This is a genomic window from Methylobacterium sp. Leaf94, from assembly GCF_001426045.1.
GTDB lineage: Bacteria > Pseudomonadota > Alphaproteobacteria > Rhizobiales > Beijerinckiaceae > Methylobacterium.
Genome location: NZ_LMRM01000002.1, coordinates 143,205 through 163,635, shown reverse-complemented (window position 1 = coordinate 163,635; position 20,431 = coordinate 143,205). Strand labels below are relative to the sequence as shown.

Genomic DNA, 20,431 nt, shown 5'->3' with positions numbered 1-20,431 from the left:
CGCCCCGTCCGGGCGAGGGCCCCTGCGCCTCAGGCGGTGCGCGCCAGGGCCAGGGTGGGCGCGCTGCACACCGGCTCGCCCACGGCCACGGTCTGGCGCTCGCGGGCGATGAAGGCGGTGGGCATCGCCGCCTGCATGTCGGCCTCGACGCTGCGCAGCATCGCGTCGGTGTGGCAGGGATGCAGGTGGATGATGGCGAGGGCCTTCACGCTGGCGGCCTGCGCCAGTTCCACGCCCTTCTGCCAGGTCGAGTGGCCCCAGCCCCGGCAGACCGGATACTCGCCCTCGGTGAACATGCCGTCATAGACCACGAGGTCGGCGTCCCGCACGAAGTCCTTCAGGGCCGCGTCCGGCCACGGATCGCTGTGCTCGATGTCGCTGATCACGCAGAGCCGCCGGCCCGCATGCTCGAAGCGGTAGCCCACCGAGCCCTGCGGATGGTTGAGCAGGATCGTGTCGACGGTGGCGCCGTCGGGGAAGGTCAGCCGCTCGCCGGCCTTGAAGCCGTGATGGGCGAGCCGGCAGGGAATGATGTCGAGGGTGACGGGAAACAGCGGCGGCGCGAACAGCCGGTCGAGGGCCGCGGCGGCGCTCTCCCCGTCGAGATTGCCGCAATAGGTGTTGAGGGTCCGCTCCGGGTCCAGCACCACGGGTTTGAAGAACGGCAGACCGGCGGTGTGGTCGAGGTGCAGGTGGCTGAAGAGGAGGTCGATCTCCTTGGGCATCGCATCGCGGTGATGGCGGCCGCAGGCATTCAGCCCCGAACCCGCATCGAGGAGGAACAGCCGCTCGCCGCACCGGATCTCGAGACAGGGCGTGCTGCCACCGAACTCGATGTAATCCGGGCCGCTGACGGGCGTCGAACCGCGTACACCCCAGAAGGTCAGGGTGAGGCCGTCATCCGCGAAGGGACGGGAGGAGAAGGTCATCGTTCGATTACCATATGCCCCGATCCCAATCTGGATCGGGTGCCCTTCGTCGCACCGGCGCGATCCAATCCTCGCGGGTCGGCGATAGGCGGGTGCCGGGATCGAAGTGGAACTGCTCTGAGGTAGTAAGCCGCCCCTCCCCCCGATGTGCGAGCCCGCACATGGCTGGGCGGCGAGGCATCTGGCCCGGAACTTCGCCGGCGAACTGTGTCGACCCGGCCACCGGCCCACTCACCGCTGCGCCAGGACGTCGAGGGTGCCCCGGGCCGGACCGGGCACCGGCAGGATGCCCGACAGGCCGAAGCGAACCAGGCGCGGCCAAGCGACAGGATAAGCCTCCGTCCCGAGGGCGGCCGTCGCCAGGGGCGCGAAGAGCGGCGCCATGCGCTCATAAGCCGGGACGAAGCCCGGCATCCGGGTTCGCGAGAGCGGCGAGTCCGGCGCGATCCAGCGCGACCACACCGCCTCGGCCACGGGGACCGGGCGTGGCCGGGCCGCGATGACCACCACCTCCTGGCCCGCATACGCGAGGGCTTCCGGCCGGCTCACGTCGCCGAGGGAGGCCCCCTTGGCGGCGAGCGCCGCCCAGAACGGATGCTGCGCCCCGTCGGAATAGGTGGTGCGCACGGCCGCGCTCCCCTCCTCCACCAAGGTGGCGATGCGCGCCTCCTCGGCCCCGCGATAGACGACGACTTGGGCCTCCTTGGCCGGATCCTTCGCGGGGGCGAAGACGTAGCGACCGCCGACCACGCTGACGGCCGGCTCCTCGCCGAGGGCGTCGAATCGATCGGCGCCCTCCTTGAGCTGGCGCCAGAAATCGATGTTCGGATCGGCCCGGTGCCGGGCCATGTTCGCGGCCGTCATCCGGAACGGGAAGGACTGGAACTGGAAGGCGGATTGACCGCCGGCGAAGGCCTCCCGGGCGATGGCGTAGATCTCGCCCACCACCTGGTCCGTCATGGCAAAGCAGCCCATCGACGAGCAGACCCCGTGCACCATCACGGCCGAACCGGTGGAGCCGTGGGCCCGGTCATAGGCATTGGGGTAGCCGACGTCGAATGAGAGGTAGTAGCGCGAATTCGGGTTCATCTGGCGCTGCGGCACCGTGTAGAACCCCTCGGGGGTCTGGCGGTCGCCGCTCTTGCGCTTGGGGCCAAGCTGGCCCGACCAGCGGCAGATCGGGAAGGTCTTCACGTGGACGAAGCGGCCGCTGCCGGCCCGCTTCCAGACCTCGATCTCGGATTCCTTCTTGTAGGCCCGGAACAGCACCGGGGCCGCCGCCGTGGTGCCCCGCGCCTGCATGAGGGCCAGGGTGGCGGCCGGAATCGGCGCGAAGGCCTTGGACGGCTCGGCCGCGGCCGGCGACGCCGCCATCACGGCGCCGAGGGTCAGGATCGGCGTCGCGAGAGCGAGAAGGGCCGACGCCGCACGGCGGAGCGGGCCCCGGGACAGGAAGACCATGCGTGGTCCTGAAGAGCGACCCGTCCGCTGGCGGGCGGACGCCCGTGCACGATGCACGCCCTCCTGCCTATCGCATCCCAATGGGGCGGCAATAGGGGAAGGCCCCGGAAAGCCGGAGAAGTCCCGGGTTCTCACCCGCGATCAGGCGGCCAGCACCGTGTTGCGCTCGATGCGCAGCACCGCGTCGAAGGGCTCGACCCCGGCCAGGGCCTCGGCATCCGGCAGGCAGACGATGAGTCCACGGCCGGCCCGGGCCGCCCGCAGGGCCGCCAGACGGGCGCGGATCTCGTCGCCCTTCCGGTCCTCCAGGGCGATGGCGATGACGACGATGTCCGGCCGGCGCACGAGGCAGCGGGCGAGGTCGATGGCGATGCGCTCGCGCGGGCCGATGGCGTTCTCGCCGAGGCTGGCGCCGCCCCCGGCGAGGCCGGGCTCGACCCGGCTCTCGAGGCCGAGGCGGTAGACGGCCGGTTCCAGGCCCTCGTCGGCGAGCACCCGGCGCACCAGGGCCCGCACCCGGGCCTCGGCGCCGGCCTCCTCGCCGTTGATGCGGCCGAACAGGATATTCTCCTCCAGACTCGCGGCGGCGGTGAGCCGGGCCGGATCGTAGAACTCGACCGTTCCCCGCAGGTTGGCGGGCATCAGGCGTGCGAAGGAGCGGCGGGCCTCCACCAGCCGCTCCTCGAAGGCGGCGTCGATGAGGCCGAAGCGGTGCCGCGTCTCGCTGTAGCGCAGGGCGAGGCCGATCAGGCGCTTGCGGTCGCGCTGGCCGGCCGGGCCGCGGCGCCAGCCCTTGGCCTCGGGCTGGCGGCCGACGAGATCCTCGAAGAAGCCCCGCTCGGCGGCCGGGAACAGCGAGAAGGTCTCGAACAGCGGATGATCGTCGGGCAGGTCGGCGAAGATCTCCACGAGGCTGCGGGCGACCTGGAGACCGATCTCCGTGAGAGGGCGACTGAGGCCCTCCGCCTCCAGGACGGCGCGGAGATACGGGTGCGCCGCGATGTGGTCGGAGGCGAAGGCCGGCCCCACCGCCTCGCCGAAGAGGATGTTCTCGCCCACCGTGGCCTGATGGTTGTAGCGGGCCGGATCGAAGGGCTCCACCAGGCGGCCGGCCTTGTCGGCGGCGAGCGCCTCACGGACCGCGTGGCGGGCGGCCACCACGGCACGGGCGATCTCCGGCTCGGCCGCCGGATCGACCGTGCCCTCCAGGCCGCGTGCATACGCGAAGGCGTCGAGGCCGGTGATCCGCAGGGTGGCGATGAGGTCGTCGGGATCGGGGGTCCCGGAGGCGCCGTAGAGGATGTTCTGGCGCAGGGACCCTTCGATGAGAATGGCCTCGGCCCCCGCCAGGGCGATGCGCCGGGCCCGCTCCTCCGGCTCGAAGGCGCGCAGGTCGATGCCGCCGTAGGTGACCGCGCCGGCGGAGGGTTCGAGCTGCCCGGCCAGGATCGCGGCGAGCACCCGGCTGCCGCTGCCGCGCTCGCCCAGGATGGCGACGTGGCCGGGCATCGGCAGGGCGGCGTCGACGCCGGCCAGCCGCTCGCCGGTGGCGGGATCGTAGGCCCCGACCCCCTGCGCCACCAGGGCGCCCGCCTCCGGCAGGGCCGTCACCGTGCCGGGGCGGGCCGGGGCACGGCCCTCCAGGGCCGGCACGGCGACGGCGACGTCGCGGAACGGGCCGGCGAGGATGCGATGCAGGCTCGCCATCCGCAGGGTCACGGTAAGGGCGACCACCGCGAGGGCGAAACCACCGGCGGCGGCCAGCAGCGCCCCGGGCTCCACCGGCTCGGTGGTGCCGTCGTGGCCGCGCCACAGCGCCACCGCCACGACAATCGCGGGCAGCAGGATCGCCAGCGCCATGGAGGGCGCGCGGGCATAGGCCAGGGCGGATTCCGAGGCCGCGAGGGCGTCGCGGGTGCTGGCGCCCTTGGCCGCGAGGCGCTCGCGCTCGAAGGCGGCGGCCCCGTGCGCCCGCACCGCCGGCATGCGGCGGATCAGGTCGGCGAGAGCCCGCCCGGCGGCCCCGCCGGCCCGGAGGCGCAGGGCGGCCCGGTCCTGCATCCGCCGCTGGATCAGCGCCCGGGCGAGGCCGGCGGCCAGGAGCCCGGCGGCGACCGTGGCCACGAGGCGCGGCGCGGCGAGGCCGGCGAGGACCAGGGCGAGGACGGTGCCGCCGACCGCCAGCGCCGGGACCAGGATCGCCAGGCCGAACAGCGTGTCGAGGCGGGCGAGGAGGTCTCCCATGGCCTGGGCCAGGGCGCGGGCCTCGTCGCGGGCGCCGGGCGGCGCGCGTAGGATCGCCTCGGTGACCCGCCCCTGCAGGGCCGCCACCGTCCGGGTCTGGGCATGGAAGCACAGGCGCGCCACGGCCCAGCCGAGGCCGGCCGAGGCGAGGGCCGCCGCCGCGAGCCCCAGGAAGGCCGCGCGCACGAGTTCGCCGTGGGGCAGGATCCAGCCCGCGAAGGCCACGAAGGGTCCCTCGGCGGCGGGACGCCAGGGCAGGGCCGCGGCGATCCGCAGGAACGGTCCCGTTGGATCGGTGTCGTGCACCTGCACGCCGACGAGATCCCGCAGGCACAGGAGTGCGAGCAGCGCGAGGGGTCCGCCGAGACCGAGCGCCAGCCCGACCGCGGCGGCATGCTCCCGCCGCGCGGTCCGCCAGGTGAAGGCGATCGGATCGCGGTCCATCGGCACCCTGTCCACGACGCCCCGGAAAGGGGCCCGGGGAGCGGCTTAGAGGATCGTCCCCGGCGGCGAAAGCGCGGGGGCGCACCTCGGCGGGCCGGACCGCCCTTCTCCGCTGCCCTTCTCCGCCGCCGTTCCCGATCATCGCCCGGCGCGACGCCGGCGGCGCGGACCCAGCGCGCACTCCGGACGTTTCAGGCGGATTACCGGCTCCCGCGGGCGGGAAAATCCTCTAGAGTGGGTCGCTCGGCGCCCCCAGGGGTCCGCCGCCCCGCAACGTCCTCCCTCCGTCCCTCGCGAAGTCCCCCGAACCTCCATGTGCGAACTGCTCGGCATGAGCGCGAACGTGCCCACGGATATCCGCTTCTCCTTCGCCGCCCTGGCGCGGCGCGGGGGCGAGACCGGCCCGCATGCCGACGGCTGGGGCATCAGCTTCTACGAGGGACGCGGCGCCCGCGCCTTCCACGAGCCGGAACCGAGCGCGCAGTCGGAGCTCGCCCGGCTCCTGCGCCGGACGCCGATCAAGAGCCGCATCGTCATCGCCCACGTGCGCAAGGCCAATCGCGGCCGGGTCAACCTCGAGAACACCCATCCCTTCAGCCGCGAATTGTGGGGCCGCCGGTGGACCTTCGCGCACAATGGCCAGCTCAAGGGCGTGAAGAAGTGGCCCCTGACCTGGTTCAAGCCGGTCGGTTCCACGGACAGCGAGCACGCCTTCTGCTGGATGCTCGACCAGCTGCAGCAGCGCTGGCCCGACCTGCCGAGCCCGGCCCGCATCGACCGGGCCGTGGCGGACCTGTGCGCGGCCCTGCACGGCCTCGGCGTCTTCAACATGCTGCTGTCGGACAGCCGCACCCTCTACGCCCATTGCGGCAAGCGCCTGTGCTACCTGACCCGCCGTGCCCCCTTCGGCACCGCGACCCTGGTGGACGAGGACTGGCGGGTCGATTTCGCGCAGGAGACCGGCGCGAAGGATGTCGTCACGGTGATCGCCACGAAGGCCCTCACCCGCGACGAGTGCTGGACCGACGTGGAGCGCGGCCACGTGCTCTCCCTGCGCGACGGCGTGGTGCGCACCCTCAAGCCGGCCAATGCCCCGGGAGGCTCGTCCAAGGGGGCCTCCGCCAAGGCGATCCCGCTCCCGGACCGGGTCCCGTCCCCCTGCGGCTGTTGATGCAGCGCGGCGCAGAACCGCCACGGTTGTCCGGCGGGATGCGTGGCCGGCCCAGATGCGCTACAACGCCCGACATCAGTTGACCACGCGGGTGCTTCTCGGACGCCTCGGGCCGACACGAAACCTGACCGCCCCAGATTACGACGAGCCATGACACGCGACGTGACCGACACCGCCCCCGACGCCCTGTCGGCCTCTGCCGATGGCCGGCCGAACCTGTCCTCGAACATCCGGACCCATCTGGGCGAGCACCTGCGCACGGTCTACGACCGCCTGCCCGCGGACGAGCAGCCGACCCGCTTCGCCGAACTCATCGCGCAGCTGGAGGCCGCCCTCAAGGCGCGCGGCGAGGCGATCGAGCCCGAGTTCCGCAACGGCCTGCTGGCGGCCGTGCCGTCCCTGCGCGCCTTCGCCCTGTCGCTGACGAGCAACCCGGCCCGCTCCGACGACCTCGTGCAGGACACCCTGCTGAAGGGCTGGCAGCACCGCGCCCGCTTCCAGCCGGGCACCAACCTGAACGCCTGGCTGTTCACGATCCTGCGCAACATCTTCTACTCGGACCACCGCAAGCGCGTGCGCGAGGTCGAGGACCAGGACGGCTCCTACGCCGCCCGCCTCGCCACCGCCCCGCACCAGGGCGACCGCCTCGACGTCGAGGACCTGCAGACGGCTCTGGGCAAGCTGCCGCCGGACCAGCGCGAGGCGCTGGTGCTCGTCGGCGCCGAGGGCGTCTCCTACGAGGAGGCCGCGGCCATCATGGGCTGCAAGGTCGGCACCGTGAAGAGCCGCGTCAGCCGGGCCCGCGGGCGCCTCGCCGAGCTCCTGGGCTACGACGAGGAGGACCTGAGCTCGGATCGGCTGATCCAGTCGGCCATGCCCAAGGAAGCCTGATCCCGCCCGGGGAAGTCCGATTCCGGCGGCTCGCGACCGCCGGCCCGTAAGGGGTCCGGCCGTGGCCGCCGGCGCGGCGGACAAGGCCCTCCGCTCCGTTCGGTCCCGGAACTTTCGACGCATCCCTTCCGGGAGTTGGACGTTACTGCCCTGAACCCGGCAGCGCTTCACAGCGTCGCGGGATCCTCGTTCAGGAGCTTCACGATGAACTTCAAGACCCTTCTCGCCGCTTCCGCGATCGCCCTAAGCCTGCCCGTGGCCGCCCAGGCGCAGGGCCTGGTACGCGGCGCCGAGCGCGGCGCCCAAGAGGGTGCGGATGCGGCCGGCCCGGTCGGAGCGATCGTCGGCGGCGCGGTCGGTGCGGCGACCGGCACGGTCGGCGGCATCCTCGGCGTCGATGACCGTCCCCGCTTCCGTCAGTACGTCACCCGCGAGCGTCGCTCGTCCTACGACTACAACGGCGACGTCCGCGTCGGCGCCGTGCTGCCGAACTCGGGCGTGACCTATTACGATGTCCCTGCCGAGTACAACGCCCGCGGCGCCCGCTACACCATCGTCAACGAGCGTCCGGTGCTGGTCGACCGCAGCCACCGCATCGTCGAAGTGATCGACTAAGGATTTCCGCCGCGCCCTCGGCGCGGGGATTGATCGAGGCCTCCGGCGACGCCCTCGCCGGAGGCCTTTTTCCGTTCGGGCCAGTTCATCCCCGCCCTCCCCCGGTGGCCTTCGGACGATGACCGGTGCAACACTTGACGATCTCGGCCGTTACTCTTCCCGGTACGCGTCGCGTGGGTACGAATTTGTCGATGGACGCGAGGGATACCCAGACAATGGCAGACGATTCCACGCTCGACCCGGCCCTTCCCGAGCCGGTCCGCGATCATCTCGGCCAACAGCTGCGGACGGTGTTCACCACTGGCGAGACCGTCCCGGACTATCTCGGCGATCCGGCCGCCCCGGAGGCTTTCGCCCCCCAGCTGAAGCGGCTCGAGGTGCGGCTGAAGACCCACGAGGAGGGCACGGTCGCGGTCGAGCAGGCCCTCGAGGGTCTGCTCGGCGACCTCGGGGCTGCCCCGAAGCCCGACGAAGCCCCCTAGATCGTCAGACCCTCGGCCTGGTCGCCAGGATGTCGCGGATCTCGGAGAGCAGCTTCACGTCGGCCGGAACTTCGGCCACGGCCTCGGGCTTGGCCTCCTCCTTGCTCACGAGGCGGTTCATCGCCCGGATCACGAGGAACAGCACGAAGGCCACGATGAGGAAGTTGAGCGCCACGGTGATGAACTGGCCGTAGCCGATCACCGCGCCCTGCTTCTTCGCGTCGACATAGGCCGCGCCCTTCTGCACGCTGGATGACAGCGCGATGTAGTAGTTCGAGAAGTCGAGACCGCCGGTGATCGCGCCGATCATCGGCATGAACAGGTCCTGCACCGCCGAGGTAACGATGGCTCCGAAGGCGGCACCGATGATCACGCCGACGGCGAGGTCGACGACGTTGCCGCGCAACGCGAACTTCTTGAACTCCTCGAGCATCGACCCGCCCCCGCATGCTTCGTGCCCGGACGAAGCTTCCGGGCCGCGATCAACTTAGACGATGACAACCCGGGAGCGACAGCGCCCTGCGTCAGCTGTCCACGGCCCGATCGTGGGCCGGCCTCGCCCGTTCGGAGAGATCGTCGGCCGCAGCGAGCGCGGCGGAGCCCTGCCCCTCCGCCTTGGCGCGGCGGCGATACTGCGCCGCCCCGATCGGCAGGGTGATGAGGTAGCCGAGCGCCAGCGCCACCATCGCCTCGAACGGGAAGCTGATGAACAGGCCGAAGGCCGCCACCACCACGAGGAAGATCGGCAGCACCCAGTCCCGGGGCACGCGCTTGCCCATGGTCTTGCCCGAGAAGGTCGGCACGGTGGAGACCACCAGCAGGGCGATGCAGAGCATGTAGCCGAGCACCACGGGGGCCGCCCAGTGCTCCATCGGCAGGCCGAGGAAGTTGAGGTAGAGCGGCAGCATCGCGGTGAGCGCCCCGGCGGGTGCCGGCATGCCGACGAAGAAGTCCTTCTTCCAGGCCGGGCGGTTGGGATCGTCCAGCATCGCGTTGAAGCGGGCGAGCCGCAGCGCCATGGCGATGGCGAAGATCAGCGCGACGATCCAGCCGACCGAGCGCAGCTCCTTCAGGGCGAACCCGTACAGGATCAGCGCCGGCGCACAGCCGAAATTGACGAAGTCCGCCAGGGAGTCGAGCTCCGCCCCGAAGCGCGAGGTGCCCTTGAGCATCCGGGCCACGCGTCCGTCGATGCCGTCGAGGAAGGCGGCGGCCACGATGGAGATCACCGCGGGCTCGAACTTGCCCTCGAAGGCCAGGCGGATCGCCGTCAGCCCGAGGCAGAGCGCCATCAGGGTGATCATGTTCGGTGCGATCATCCGGAACGGCACCGGCTTGAATCGACGCGGCCGGGGCTCGTTGGCATCGGGGGCGAAGGGCGGGAACAGGTCGTCCATGGGAACCCCTCAGATGCGCCGGAACGTGCGCTCGGGCCCGCCGCCGAGATCGGCGAGCACGGTCTCGCCCGCCACGGCCTTCTGGCCGAGGCCGACGAGCACGCGAGTGCCGACCGGAAGGTAGACGTCGACGCGCGAGCCGAAGCGGATGAGGCCGAAGCGCTCGCCGACGTTCAGAGTGTCGTTGGCGTGGACCCAGCCGACGATGCGGCGCGCCACCAGCCCGGCGATCTGCACCACGCCGATGCGCAGGGGCGCGCCCTTGTGGGTCGTCTCCATGACGAGGCCGTTGCGCTCGTTGTCGTCGCTGGCCTTGTCGAGCTCGGCGTTGAGGAACAGGCCCGGCGTGTAGTGGATCTGCCCGATCCGACCCGTCACCGGCACGCGATTCACGTGGCAGTCGAACACGTTCATGAAGACCGAGATGCGCAGCATCGGCTCCTGCGGCAGGTCGAGCTCCGGCGGGGGCAGCACCGTCGAGATGAGGTTCACCCGCCCGTCCGCTGGCGAGACCACGAGGCCGTCGCCCACGGGAGTGATCCGCTCGGGGTCGCGGAAGAAGTAGCAGACCCATAGGGTCAGGATCAGGAAGATCCAGCCGAGGAACTGCGCGAAGTAAGCGCCGATCACCGTCAGCACGATGCCGATGACGATGAAGGGATAGCCCTCCTTGTGGATCGGCACGAGCGTCCGGCGAATCGTCTCGAGGAGATCGGTCATGGGTGTTTCGGACTGCTTTCGTCTGGTGGGCGCCCCCGGAAGGCTCCCTGGGCAGGGGCCCCCTCATAAGGCACGGAGCGGCGTCCGTCATACGGTTTCGGATCAGGGACGCGCGAGGCCCCGCCGGCAAACCGGGGACGGGTGTCAGCCATCGGCCTGGACGAGGGGCGGCAGGCGCGCCAGCCGCAGGGCGATCGCCAGCGCGAGGCCGTAGAGGGTCGCGAAGAACGCCACCACGCCGACCCAGCCCGCATGGGCGAAGAACCAGCCCCCGGCGGTGCCGAGCACCGAGGAGCCGAGATAGTACAGGCACAGGTAGATCGACGAGGCCTGGGCCCGGTCGCGCAGGGCCCGGCGCCCGACCCAGCTGCTGGCCACGGAATGCGCGCCGAAGAAGCCCACGGTGACGAGGACGATGCCGAGGATGATCAGGCCGAGATGGGCGGAGAGCGTCAGGGTCACGCCCGCGAGGCCCAGGAGGATAGCGAGCCACAGCACCTTGCGCCGCCCGAGCCGGCTCGCGATCTCGCCGGTCAGCGCCGAGGAGACGGTCCCGAACAGGTAGACGACGAAGATCGCCCCGATGGCGCTCTGGCTGAGGGAGAAGGGCGGATCGAGCAGGCGAAAGCCGATGTAGTTGTAGATGCAGACGAAGCCGCCCATCAGCAGGAACGCTTCGGCGAACAACCAGGGCAGACCGGGATCGCGGAAGTGCTGACCGAAGGTGCCCGGCACCTCGCGCCAGCGCATCCGGTTCGCCCGGAAGCGCCGCGAATCCGGCAGCAGGTAGACGAAGGCGATGGCAGCGAGGAGCGCCAGCACGCCGATGGTGCCGAGGCCCCAGCGCCAGGAGGCATGGTCGGCGATGATGCCGGTGAGCAGGCGACCGACCATGCCGCCCGCCGCGTTCCCGCCGATGAGCAGCCCCATCGAGAGGCCAATGGCACGCCCGTGCATCTCCTCGCCGAGATAGGCCATCGCCACGGCCGGCAGGCCGGAGGCGGCGAGCCCCGTGAGCGCGCGCAGGGCGAGGAAGCCGTGCCAGCTCGGCACCAGGACCGCGACGATGGTGAGGAGCGCCGAGGCGAACAGCGAGGCCACCATGATGGGCTTGCGGCCCCAGACCTCCGAGAGGGGGCTGACCACCAGGAGCGCGATCGCCAGCATGGCGCAGGGCAGCGACAGGGCGAGGCTGCTCTCGGCCGGAGAGACAGCGAAGTCGTCGGCGAAGATGGGCAGCAGCGGCTGCACGCCGTAGAGCACCGCGAAGGTGGAGAACCCGGCGGCCCCCAGCGCGATGGCGGTGCGGCGGAAGGCCGGGGTTCCGGCCTCGATCAACCGCTCGCTCGCCTCGTCCATGAATGCTCCTGCGGAGTCGGCCCGGAAGCCGTGACACGCCGCAGCGGATGATCTCGCCCGGCCACCGGCCCCTCGCGAACGGGAGCCGAAGGCAGCGGAGCCCCGAGGGCCCGCGCTGCCGAGGCGGGTATATAGGCCGGGCCGACGATGGGGAAACCGCACCGGCGCCCGCCATGGCAGCCGGCGCCGGATGTCCCCGAGGCCGCCCGGTGCCCTCGGAGGCACTGGTCGGGCTGCTCAGGCTGCCCGGACGGTGGCGAGGAAGCGGGCAACCTCGGCGCCGAGATGCTCGGACTGGCGCGAGAGTTCGCTGGCGGAGGACAGCACCTGGGCGGCCGCGGCGCCGGTCTCCTCGGCGGCCCCCGCCACGCTCACGATGTTGGAGGTCACCAGTTCGGTGCCGACCGCCGCCTGCGAGACGTTGCGGACGATCTCCCGGGTGGCCGCACCCTGCTCCTCCACCGCCACCGCGACGGTGGTCGACACGCCGCTGATCTCCCGGATGCGGTCGGTGATGCTGCCGATGGCCGAGACCGCCTGTCCGGTCGAGCCCTGGATCTGACCGATCTGGGTTCCGATCTCTTCGGTGGCCCGGGCGGTCTGGTTGGCGAGCTCCTTGACCTCCGCCGCCACCACCGCGAAGCCGCGGCCCGCCTCGCCCGCGCGGGCCGCCTCGATGGTGGCGTTGAGGGCCAGAAGGTTGGTCTGGCCCGCGATGGTCGAGATCATCGCCACCACGTCGCCGATCCTGGTCGCGGCCGTGCTGAGATCCTGCACCAGGGTGGCCGTCCGCTCCGCTTCGACCACGGCGCGTTGCGCGAGCTGGGCCGAGCCGTCGACCTGGCGTCCGATCTCCTGCACGGACGAGCCGAGCTCCTCGGTGGCCGCCGCCACGGTGTTGACGTTGGAGGCGGCCTCCTCCGCGGCGGCGGCCACGGTGGTGGATTGGCTGGCGGTCTCGGTCGCGGTGCCGGCCATGCTCTGGGCCGTGGCCTGAAGCTCCGTGGCGGCGCTGGTCACCCGGGTGATGATGCCGCTCACGGCCGTCTCGAAATGATCGGCCATCTGGTGCATCCCCAGCCGGCGCCGCTCCTCCGCCGCCAAGTCGCTCGTCTTCTGCTGCTGGCGGAGGGTCTCGGTCTCCAGGAGGTTGTCGCGGAAGACCGAAAGGGCCGAGGCCATCGCGCCGATCTCGTTGCGGCGGCCGGAATAGGGGATGTCCCGCGCCAGATCGCCCCCCGCGACCGCCTGCATCGCACCGGTGATCCGAGCGATCGGACGCGTCACGCCGAAGAGGACGAACACCGCGCCGCAAACGCCGATCAGGAGCGAGACGCCGCCCACCGCGACCGTGAGCCAGAAGGCGTTCGCGTAGTCGATCTTCGAGGCGGCCTCCGCCGCGGCGGCCCCACGGTCGTTGTAGGCGACATCGTCGTCGATGACCTTCATCAGTTCCATGTAAGCCGGCCGCGTCATCTCGAACGCGTCGACCATCGCGCTCTGGTCACCGGCCCTGAACGAGGCCAGAAACCCGCCGCGGACCTCGTCATACGCGGCGTAGCGCTTGGCGATGTCTTCGGCGATCACCCGTTCCTCAGGGGCGGCGATGTACGACTGATGAGCCTTCAGGGCGGTTTCGACCGCTTTCTCGCGCGCCGCGTTGAGCGTTTCGAGCGAAGCCGCCGAATCCCGCCCCATGACATAGCGCGCATCGACAAGCCGTAGATTCGTCAACGTGAACTTGATCTCGCCCAAGCTCCGCACGCTTGGCATCCATACCGTAGAGATTTGCGTGGAATTTGCCCGGATTTTCTCCAAGCTCTTCATCGCTATCCCGCCCTGAACCACCAGGGCGGCGATGACAGAACCGATGATCGAAATCAATATCCACTTCAGCTTGATCGACATTGCTTGATAAGAGCGCCTAAAATGCTGTCGTGTCTGCGGCGATCAGAACACAACAGGCCCGAAAGACGATCTAGACTGTAGATTGATCGATTAAAGATTTGATAATCCGGACCCCGGTCACGATCGAAATTCATGGCCGGTGCCCGCCTGGATTCCACGCGGCGGTTCGAGGCGATCCGTGTCGCCGTCCTGTCGGCTCGCGGAGCGCCGTTTCCGGGGGGAACGCGCCGGCAGGCGAGCGGCCGAACGGCGACAGGGCGGAACCGCTCCAGTCCCGTGCCCCCGCGGCCTGCCTGGGCAGGACCGTTCGACGTCCGGCCGGTGAACGGGGCGGTGACGCGACCCGCGCGCCGGGCCCCAGGCTCATGACGGACCGGATCGTGACCGGTGGACCGTCGCAGCGACGCGGGAGCGCATCGGGAATGCGATCCTGCCGGCCACGCGCAGGAGAGGCAGGCCGGGACGAACCCATGCGTCCCGGGTGTCTGCGTAGACCGATCGACGACCAGGGTCGATCGGGCCCGTCAGGCGACCCACGCAGCCTTCTCGCCGTCACCGGTCCGTCGAAGGTCGGCAAGCGACGGGCGCGCAGCGGGCAACCGGCGGCTTGTCGCCCGCCGGTCGCCGAACTTATCGCCTCAGCGCGGCGGCGGCGCCTCGCTTTGCTGCTGGATCAGCGGCGTGATGCGGCGGACGGTCACCCGCCGGTTCTCGCGCGAGGCGCTCTGCGTGTTCACCTTCAGGTTCTGCTCGCCATAGCCCTGCGTGGTCAGGTTCTCGGGCGGCACCTGGAAGTTCTGCGTCAGCACCGTGGCCACCGACTGCGCGCGGCGGTCGGAGAGCGAGAGGTTGTCGATGTCGGCCCCCACCGCGTCGGTGTAGCCTTCGATCAGGAACACCTCCTGCGGATTGGCCTTGATCGCCCGGTTCATCGCCGACGCGATGGTGGCGAGGCGGGCGGCCTGGTCCGGCGTCACCGTGAACGAGCCGGTGTCGAAGTTGATCGTATCGATGTCAACGCTGCGCATGCGGGCGCGCAACTGCGGGCTGTAGCGGACCTGATCGAGGGTGTAGCGCCGGTCCACCGCCACCACCGGCGGGGCCGACAGGGCCTCGTAGACGGCGCCCTCGTCCGCCCCCTCGTAATCGACCACGTAGCGATTGCGCGGGATGCGGATGTCCGGCGGCGGCAACTCGACGACGTCCTCGTAGATCGGCCGCGCGACGCCGCCGCCGAAGCTGTTGTCGATGATGACGACCTCGCGCCCGTCGCGGGAGCGGCGGGACCGGCGCACGAGACGGCCGTCATCGTCCACGATGGTGACGATCTGCTCGCCGCCCGGCCGGTCGAGATACGTGATGGTATCGCCGCCGCGACGCTCGCTGCGATAGGCTCGCCGGTCGAGATCGCGGAAGCGCTCGTTCTCGTCGTGGCGGATGAAGTAGGTGTCGCGGTCACGCACGATGATGCGGCCGGGCTCGCGGATATAGGTCCGGCCCCCTTCCGAGAACTCGCGGCGGTCGCGGCGTACCTGATCGTAGTCGCGGACATCGTCATCGTCCCGGAAGCCGCCCGGGACGTAACCCGGCCGCCCCGGCGCATTGAAGCCGCTGCGCGCGTCGCGGCGCTCGAAGGCGTCACGCCGCTCGCGGTCCTCGCGACGGTCATCGATGCCGCGATCGTCGCGGCGGGCATCGCCGGGCCGGAGATCGGGTCGGCCCGCGTCGTCGCGGCCGGGGCCGTTCCGATCGGGGCCGTCGCGGCGCAGGTCGCGGGTCCCGGACTCCCTGGCAGCCGGATCTCTCGCATCCCGACCGCCCGGGATCGGTCCGTCCCGATCCGGCCGGGCGTCGGCCGGGTTGGCACCCGCACCCGGACGGCCGTCGGGACGCGGCGCGTCCGGATTCGGGGCACCGGGCGGGACGAACGGACGTCCCGGGACGCCGGGCCGCGCATTGGGCGCCGCGGCGCCGGGCTGGCCGGGCTGCGGAGTCGGGGGAGCCGGCTGGCCCGGGGCACGCGGCTCGCCGGGGGCATTCGGACGGCCCGGCTGGGCTGCGCCCGGCACGTTCGGATTGACGGGGTTGGCCGGGTTGCGGATCTCGGGTGCGTTCGGCGCCGGGGCCTGCGCCGGAGCGGGGGCTTGTGCAGCAGGCGGGGCTTGGCGCGGCTGCGCGGGCGCCGGACGGTTCGGCTCGGGCGCGGCGGGACGCTCGGGCGTGTTCGGCCGGTCGGGGGTGCGCTCCCGGGCGGCCGGCGGGGGCGACGTACGCTCCGTGGGCCCATCGGCACCGGGGGCACGACGCTGCGGCGCCTGATCCCGGTCCGGACCGGGGCCACGCTCCTCGCGGGCGGGACGCTCCTGGCGCGGCTCCGGGCGATCCGGACGGGCGGCGGGACGCTCGGCCGGCGGCGCGGCCGGCACACGCTCCTGGCGCTCCGGACGGGGCTCGGGTCGTTCTTGACGGGACTCAGGGCGCTCCTGGCGCGGCTCGGGGCGGGCGGCCGGCCGCTCCGGACGCGGCTCGGGCCGCTCCTGCCTTGGCTCCGGCCGCTCTTGGCGAGGTTCCGGCCGCTCCTGGCGGGGCTCGGGGCGGGGAGCCGGCCGTTCCTGGCGCGGCTCGGGGCGCTCCTGCCGCGGCTCCGGTCGTTCACGTCCGCCGCCGGGCGGCCCGCCCCGCGGACCTTCGGCACCCCCACCCCGGGGGCCCTCGCCCCGCGGCCCCTCGCCCGGCCCGGCTTGGGCCAGCAGGGCTTGGGCCAGCAGGATGGTGCCACCCGATGCGGAGTCCGGCCGGGCCAGGCTGGGGCCGGACAGGAGCAGGGCAGGCAGAACCGTGCCGGTCAGGAGAAGGTGGCGGATGCTCCGCATCGAAGGTCACTCACGTCGTTGATGAGGCCTTCGGAACAGAATGCGAGCGGGATGGTTCCCGTTTTTTGGCCGCGCGGCGCCGACTGTCCCCCTTCAGGGATTCCCCGGCCGGGGGGCGGTCGAGAACAGGTTCGGGGCGATGATGCGCACCGGCTGGCGCTCCTCGCCCGTCCCCGGCACGGCCGCGGCCGGCTCCGTCAGCGCAGGCGCATCGGAGGCGACGCCGGCACTGCGCGTGGCGGCGTCGGCGGCGAGGCCCGCGGCGGTCTTGTCGGCCCGTCCCACCAGGGTCAGGCGGACCTTCGGCGGGCGCGACAGGGCTTCGGCCTGCATCGGCGTGACGAAGATGTCGCCCTTGTGCCGGACCAGCATGCTCTCGGCCTTGACCAGGGACTGGGCCCAGCTCTGCCCCTCGCGCTTGCACGAGCAGTTCGGCGTGAAGGAGGTGCGGAACTTGAAGGCGTTGGGCAGGGCCGTGTAGGCGCGGCTCCCCTTCACGGTGGCGGCCTGTTTCAGGGCCTCGTCGCCGTGCGGCATCGAATAGGCGGCGGCTTCCGCGCCGGGGCAGAGGGCCTGGCAGAGCTCGTCGGCGCCCTCGCGCCCGTCGGGCAGGTTGGTCATCGGGAAGTAGGCGCCGTCGCAGGTGCGCACGCAGATCACCTGCGCGCCACCCCGCGCGCGCGCCTCGCCCGGAGGTCCGTCCGCCTTGATCAGGCTGCGGCTCGCAGCATCCGTGCAGGCGGCGGCGATCGCCTCCGTGAGCTGCTGCCGGCGGGCGGCCGTCACCTCGCCGTTCTCGGCGCCGTAGCCGGCGTTGAGCGCGCGGATGCGCTGTTCCACCGCGCCGCATTGCGGGGGGCGCGAATCGAAGAAGAGGAACCGCCCCCCCTCGCAGTTCAGGGTGCGATAATAGGCATTCAGGCGGCTGATCTCGTTCTGCAGGGCCCGCGCGGTGCTGGCGCCGTCGCTGAGGCCGGCGAGTTCGGAGCGGTAGCGCAGACAGGCGGAGGTCTGCGCCTCGGCGATACCCGTCAGGGTGGTGACGGCGAGGACGCCGGCGAGCACTCGGACGAGCGTGCGGATCTGGGAGGGGATCAGCGGCATGGCCTGATTGCAATGGATGGCGGGACGCCGCCGCGCGACGTCCCCCGAAGGAAACTTCGACGAAGCGAAGGCGAACGGGCTCAACACAAGTTTATTAGCGACCCTCGCACGACCGCGACACCCTTCCCACATCCGCTCGGAACAAACTGAGGGGAATGATACGATGATGTGGCTTCGGGGTCTCACAGGCTGCGCGCTGGCGCTGGGGCTCGGCCTCGCCGCACAACCGGCGCGCGCGGACGATGCGGACCGCATCTTCGACAAGTCGACCGTGTGGCGACCTCTGACACCCAACGACAAGCTCGTGGTCTACGGGATCGACGATCCGTCGGTGGCAGGGGTGGCCTGCTGGTACACCCAACCGGAGAAGGGCGGCATCAAGGGCACCCTCGGCCTCGCGGAGGATGTCTCCGACATCTCCCTCGCCTGCCGTCAGGTCGGCCCGGTGCAGTTCAAGGAGAAGTTCAAGCAAGGCGCGGTCGTGTTCAGCGAGCGCCGGTCGCTGATCTTCAAGTCGATGCAGATCGTGCGCGGTTGCGACACCAAACGCAACACGCTGATCTACATGGTCTACTCGGACAAGGTGATTCAGGGCTCGCCCAAGAATTCCACCTCCGCCGTGCCGCTGATGCCCTGGGGCACCGAGCCGCCGCCACGCTGCGACGCGTTCATGGAGAAGTAGCCCGGGAGACCGGATCGCCTCACGTCGGAGCGACCCGGCTGCCTGCCACGCTCGGGCGGGATCCATCCTGCCCGAGGATTCAATCCTGGCAGGTGATCCGGATCGGGCGCTCGGCGGGCTTGGCCACCGGGGCCGGCGGGATCGCGCCGGTATATTCGTCCTGGGCGGCGACGCCGAAGGAGCCGGCAGAGGCGAAGCCCTGCGCCTCGCACCAGGCATTGGCCACCACTTGGCCGCAGGCGCTCTCGCCATTGGTGAGGCAGTCGCCGACGCCGTACCCCTCGCTCGACGGGATCAGGAACGTCTTCTCGACGGTGCCGGGTGCCTTGGCCGGGCTTTCCCCGTCGGAGGCGAGGGCGCCGTGGGCGGAGAGGACGAGAGCGAGAAGAGCGCCGATACTGGCGGTCGCGCGGCGCATGGGCAGAACCTTGCTGGTGTCGGAAGCGTATGGGGCGAAAATTTCGCGGCACCGGGTTAACAAACCCTTTCGCCGTGCCGTCGTTTTCGCGGCAGGCGTTTCGAAGGCGTGCCGGTCCGGCGTCGTTCTCGAATTGCTCATGGTTTTGGGGTAGCGCAGGACGGGCGGCCCGGCCGTCGCCTTCGCGCAACAGGGCCCCGGGCGGAACGCGGCGACGGTTTGGCGGGCGCTTGGGTGCGCTGCGGCAAAAGCCGCGCGAAACCAACGCGCTGCGGTGTTTTCAGGGACGGACGGGTCCGGATGGAGGCCCGGGACGTAAGGAAAGTTTCATGGCCTCGATGTTGCGGCTCTACAACACGCTGACCCGCGAGAAGGCCGCCTTCACGCCGATCGATCCCACGAACGTACGGATGTATGCCTGCGGCCCCACCGTCTACGACGCCGCCCATATCGGCAACGCCCGGCCGATCATCGTCTTCGACCTGCTGTTTCGCCTGCTGCGCCACCTCTACGGCGCGCCCCACGTCACCTATGCCCGCAACGTCACGGACGTGGACGACAAGATCAACGCGCGGGCCGCCGAGCGCGGCATCAGCATCCGGGAACTCACCGACGGCACCCTGAAGGCCTTCCACGCCGACATCCGCGAACTCGGCGTGCTGATGCCGGAGGACGTCAACGTGCCGGGCGGGCGCCCGCGCTTCGTCGAGCCGCGGGCCACCGACCACATCGCCGAGATGCACACCATCATCGCCGGCCTGGTGACGCGCGGCCATGCCTACGTGGCGGACGGCCACGTGCTCTTCGACGTGCCCTCGATGCCCGATTACGGCGCCCTCTCGAAGCGTCCCCTGGACGAGATGGAAGCCGGAGCCCGCGTCGAGGTCGCGCCCTACAAGCGCTCGCCCCTCGACTTCGTGCTGTGGAAGCCCTCGAAGCCCGGCGAGCCGTCCTGGCCCTCCCCCTGCGGGATCGCCGAGCCCGGCCGGCCGGGCTGGCACATCGAGTGCTCGGCGATGTCCTGGAAGCATCTCGGCGAGCGCTTCGACATCCATGCCGGCGGCATCGACCTCATCTTCCCGCACCACGAGAACGAGGTCGCCCAGTCGCGCTGCTGCTTCGGCACCGACGTGATGGCCGACGTCTGGCTCCACAACGGCTTCCTCCAGGTGGAGGGGGAGAAGATGTCGAAGTCGCTGGGCAACTTCATCACGATCCGGGACGTGCTGAAGGATTGGCCCGGCGAGGTCGCGCGCCTCGCCATGCTCAAGACGCATTATCGCCAGCCGATCGACTGGACCCTGCGCGGCCTCGAGGAGGCGGCCCGGATGCTCGACCGGTGGTACGGGGTCGTCGGCGACGTGGCCGCGGCCGCGGCGATTCCGGAGGGCGTGCGCGAGCCGCTCCTCGACGACCTCAACACCGCCGCGGCACTCGCCGAGCTGCACCGCCTCGACGAGCCAGCGGCCCTGAAGGCCGGGGCGAACCTCCTCGGCCTGCTCACCCAGACGAAGTCGGTGCGCGACCAGGGCACCATCCGGGCAGCCGGCGTCGACGTCGCCCGGGTCGAGGCGCTGATCGCCGACCGGCGCGCGGCCCGGGCCGCCAAGGACTGGGCCGCTTCGGACCGGATCCGCGACGAACTCCTGGGCATGGGCGTCGCCGTGAAGGACGGCAAGGACGGGACGACCTGGAGCGTGGCGACCTGAGCCGGGCCGCCGCGCCGGGGCCGT

17 protein-coding genes are annotated in these 20,431 nt (G+C 71.2%); 6 read left to right on the top strand and 11 right to left on the bottom strand.

The window, feature by feature from the left end:
* Positions 1-29: 29 nt before the first annotated feature.
* From ASG63_RS02465 to ASG63_RS02455, 3 genes are all read right to left on the bottom strand, one after another.
* The gene (locus ASG63_RS02465; protein ID WP_056211715.1) at positions 30-929 is read right to left on the bottom strand and encodes an MBL fold metallo-hydrolase; all 900 of its coding nucleotides are present in this window, start codon (positions 927-929) and stop codon (positions 30-32) included.
* A 231-nt stretch (positions 930-1,160) separates the two neighbouring features.
* A complete protein-coding gene (locus ASG63_RS02460; RefSeq protein WP_156394044.1) occupies positions 1,161-2,390 on the bottom strand; it encodes a L,D-transpeptidase family protein in 1,230 nt (409 codons plus the stop codon).
* A gap of 141 nt (positions 2,391-2,531) precedes the next feature.
* The gene (locus ASG63_RS02455; RefSeq protein ID WP_056211713.1) at positions 2,532-5,078 is read right to left on the bottom strand and encodes an ABC transporter transmembrane domain-containing protein; all 2,547 of its coding nucleotides are present in this window, start codon (positions 5,076-5,078) and stop codon (positions 2,532-2,534) included.
* A gap of 313 nt (positions 5,079-5,391) precedes the next feature.
* Here ASG63_RS02455 and ASG63_RS02450 point away from each other — a divergent pair, with 313 nt between their 5' ends.
* The 4 genes from ASG63_RS02450 (at position 5,392) to ASG63_RS02435 (ending at position 8,237) form a co-directional block, all read left to right on the top strand.
* Positions 5,392-6,249: a class II glutamine amidotransferase gene (locus tag ASG63_RS02450; RefSeq protein WP_056211711.1), complete on the top strand. Its 858-nt coding sequence runs from the start codon at positions 5,392-5,394 to the stop codon at positions 6,247-6,249.
* A gap of 150 nt (positions 6,250-6,399) precedes the next feature.
* Entirely contained in the window at positions 6,400-7,140 is a 741-nt protein-coding gene (locus ASG63_RS02445; protein WP_056211709.1) for a sigma-70 family RNA polymerase sigma factor, read from the top strand.
* Between the two features lie 204 nt (positions 7,141-7,344).
* Positions 7,345-7,755: a DUF1236 domain-containing protein gene (locus ASG63_RS02440; RefSeq protein ID WP_056211707.1), complete on the top strand. Its 411-nt coding sequence runs from the start codon at positions 7,345-7,347 to the stop codon at positions 7,753-7,755.
* A gap of 215 nt (positions 7,756-7,970) precedes the next feature.
* The gene (locus ASG63_RS02435) at positions 7,971-8,237 is read left to right on the top strand and encodes a hypothetical protein (RefSeq protein ID WP_200917582.1); all 267 of its coding nucleotides are present in this window, start codon (positions 7,971-7,973) and stop codon (positions 8,235-8,237) included.
* A gap of 4 nt (positions 8,238-8,241) precedes the next feature.
* Here ASG63_RS02435 and mscL read toward each other — a convergent pair whose 3' ends face one another.
* From mscL to ASG63_RS02400, 7 genes are all read right to left on the bottom strand, one after another.
* Positions 8,242-8,670 carry a large conductance mechanosensitive channel protein MscL gene (mscL, locus tag ASG63_RS02430; RefSeq protein ID WP_056211704.1) on the bottom strand — a complete coding sequence of 143 codons (429 nt, stop codon included), beginning with the start codon at positions 8,668-8,670 and terminating at the stop codon, positions 8,242-8,244.
* A 91-nt stretch (positions 8,671-8,761) separates the two neighbouring features.
* Positions 8,762-9,634, bottom strand: a complete 873-nt coding sequence (locus ASG63_RS02425) for a CDP-alcohol phosphatidyltransferase family protein (RefSeq protein WP_056211702.1) — start codon at positions 9,632-9,634, stop codon at positions 8,762-8,764.
* Between the two features lie 9 nt (positions 9,635-9,643).
* Positions 9,644-10,354: a phosphatidylserine decarboxylase gene (locus tag ASG63_RS02420; RefSeq protein WP_056211700.1), complete on the bottom strand. Its 711-nt coding sequence runs from the start codon at positions 10,352-10,354 to the stop codon at positions 9,644-9,646.
* 144 nt (positions 10,355-10,498) lie between these two features.
* Positions 10,499-11,713 carry an MFS transporter gene (locus tag ASG63_RS02415; protein ID WP_056211698.1) on the bottom strand — a complete coding sequence of 405 codons (1,215 nt, stop codon included), beginning with the start codon at positions 11,711-11,713 and terminating at the stop codon, positions 10,499-10,501.
* A gap of 237 nt (positions 11,714-11,950) precedes the next feature.
* Positions 11,951-13,621 (bottom strand): methyl-accepting chemotaxis protein, encoded by a 1,671-nt coding sequence (locus ASG63_RS02410; protein WP_056211695.1) that lies wholly within the window; start codon positions 13,619-13,621, stop codon positions 11,951-11,953.
* Between the two features lie 638 nt (positions 13,622-14,259).
* Entirely contained in the window at positions 14,260-16,494 is a 2,235-nt protein-coding gene (locus ASG63_RS02405) for an OmpA family protein (protein WP_056211693.1), read from the bottom strand.
* A gap of 93 nt (positions 16,495-16,587) precedes the next feature.
* Complete coding sequence (locus ASG63_RS02400) at positions 16,588-17,598, bottom strand: DUF2865 domain-containing protein (protein ID WP_056211825.1); 1,011 nt, start codon at positions 17,596-17,598, stop codon at positions 16,588-16,590.
* Positions 17,599-17,761: 163 nt separating this feature from the next.
* On the opposite strand from ASG63_RS02400, the gene ASG63_RS02395 reads away from it, so the two are divergent.
* Entirely contained in the window at positions 17,762-18,280 is a 519-nt protein-coding gene (locus ASG63_RS02395) for a CreA family protein (protein WP_056211691.1), read from the top strand.
* Between the two features lie 79 nt (positions 18,281-18,359).
* Here the strand turns inward: ASG63_RS02395 and ASG63_RS02390 are convergent, their stop codons facing one another.
* The gene (locus ASG63_RS02390; protein ID WP_056211689.1) at positions 18,360-18,698 is read right to left on the bottom strand and encodes a hypothetical protein; all 339 of its coding nucleotides are present in this window, start codon (positions 18,696-18,698) and stop codon (positions 18,360-18,362) included.
* 329 nt (positions 18,699-19,027) lie between these two features.
* On the opposite strand from ASG63_RS02390, the gene cysS reads away from it, so the two are divergent.
* Entirely contained in the window at positions 19,028-20,407 is a 1,380-nt protein-coding gene (gene cysS / locus ASG63_RS02385) for a cysteine--tRNA ligase (RefSeq protein ID WP_056211686.1), read from the top strand.
* Positions 20,408-20,431 lie beyond the last annotated feature (24 nt).

Excerpts from the sequence above, each read along its gene's own strand:
- ASG63_RS02420 (WP_056211700.1), bottom strand. The coding sequence starts at position 10,354 with ATGACCGATCTCCTCGAGACGATTCGCCGGACGCTCGTGCCGATCCAC.
- ASG63_RS02450 (WP_056211711.1), top strand. The coding sequence starts at position 5,392 with ATGTGCGAACTGCTCGGCATGAGCGCGAACGTGCCCACGGATATCCGC.
- ASG63_RS02435 (WP_200917582.1), top strand. The coding sequence starts at position 7,971 with ATGGCAGACGATTCCACGCTCGACCCGGCCCTTCCCGAGCCGGTCCGC.
- ASG63_RS02405 (WP_056211693.1), bottom strand. The coding sequence starts at position 16,494 with ATGCGGAGCATCCGCCACCTTCTCCTGACCGGCACGGTTCTGCCTGCC.
- ASG63_RS02460 (WP_156394044.1), bottom strand. The coding sequence starts at position 2,390 with ATGGTCTTCCTGTCCCGGGGCCCGCTCCGCCGTGCGGCGTCGGCCCTT.
- ASG63_RS02445 (WP_056211709.1), top strand. The coding sequence starts at position 6,400 with ATGACACGCGACGTGACCGACACCGCCCCCGACGCCCTGTCGGCCTCT.
- ASG63_RS02400 (WP_056211825.1), bottom strand. The coding sequence starts at position 17,598 with ATGCCGCTGATCCCCTCCCAGATCCGCACGCTCGTCCGAGTGCTCGCC.
- ASG63_RS02410 (WP_056211695.1), bottom strand. The coding sequence starts at position 13,621 with ATGTCGATCAAGCTGAAGTGGATATTGATTTCGATCATCGGTTCTGTC.
- mscL (WP_056211704.1), bottom strand. The coding sequence starts at position 8,670 with ATGCTCGAGGAGTTCAAGAAGTTCGCGTTGCGCGGCAACGTCGTCGAC.
- ASG63_RS02395 (WP_056211691.1), top strand. The coding sequence starts at position 17,762 with ATGATGTGGCTTCGGGGTCTCACAGGCTGCGCGCTGGCGCTGGGGCTC.
- ASG63_RS02440 (WP_056211707.1), top strand. The coding sequence starts at position 7,345 with ATGAACTTCAAGACCCTTCTCGCCGCTTCCGCGATCGCCCTAAGCCTG.
- ASG63_RS02425 (WP_056211702.1), bottom strand. The coding sequence starts at position 9,634 with ATGGACGACCTGTTCCCGCCCTTCGCCCCCGATGCCAACGAGCCCCGG.
- ASG63_RS02415 (WP_056211698.1), bottom strand. The coding sequence starts at position 11,713 with ATGGACGAGGCGAGCGAGCGGTTGATCGAGGCCGGAACCCCGGCCTTC.
- ASG63_RS02455 (WP_056211713.1), bottom strand. The coding sequence starts at position 5,078 with ATGGACCGCGATCCGATCGCCTTCACCTGGCGGACCGCGCGGCGGGAG.
- cysS (WP_056211686.1), top strand. The coding sequence starts at position 19,028 with ATGGCCTCGATGTTGCGGCTCTACAACACGCTGACCCGCGAGAAGGCC.
- ASG63_RS02465 (WP_056211715.1), bottom strand. The coding sequence starts at position 929 with ATGACCTTCTCCTCCCGTCCCTTCGCGGATGACGGCCTCACCCTGACC.
- ASG63_RS02390 (WP_056211689.1), bottom strand. The coding sequence starts at position 18,698 with ATGCGCCGCGCGACCGCCAGTATCGGCGCTCTTCTCGCTCTCGTCCTC.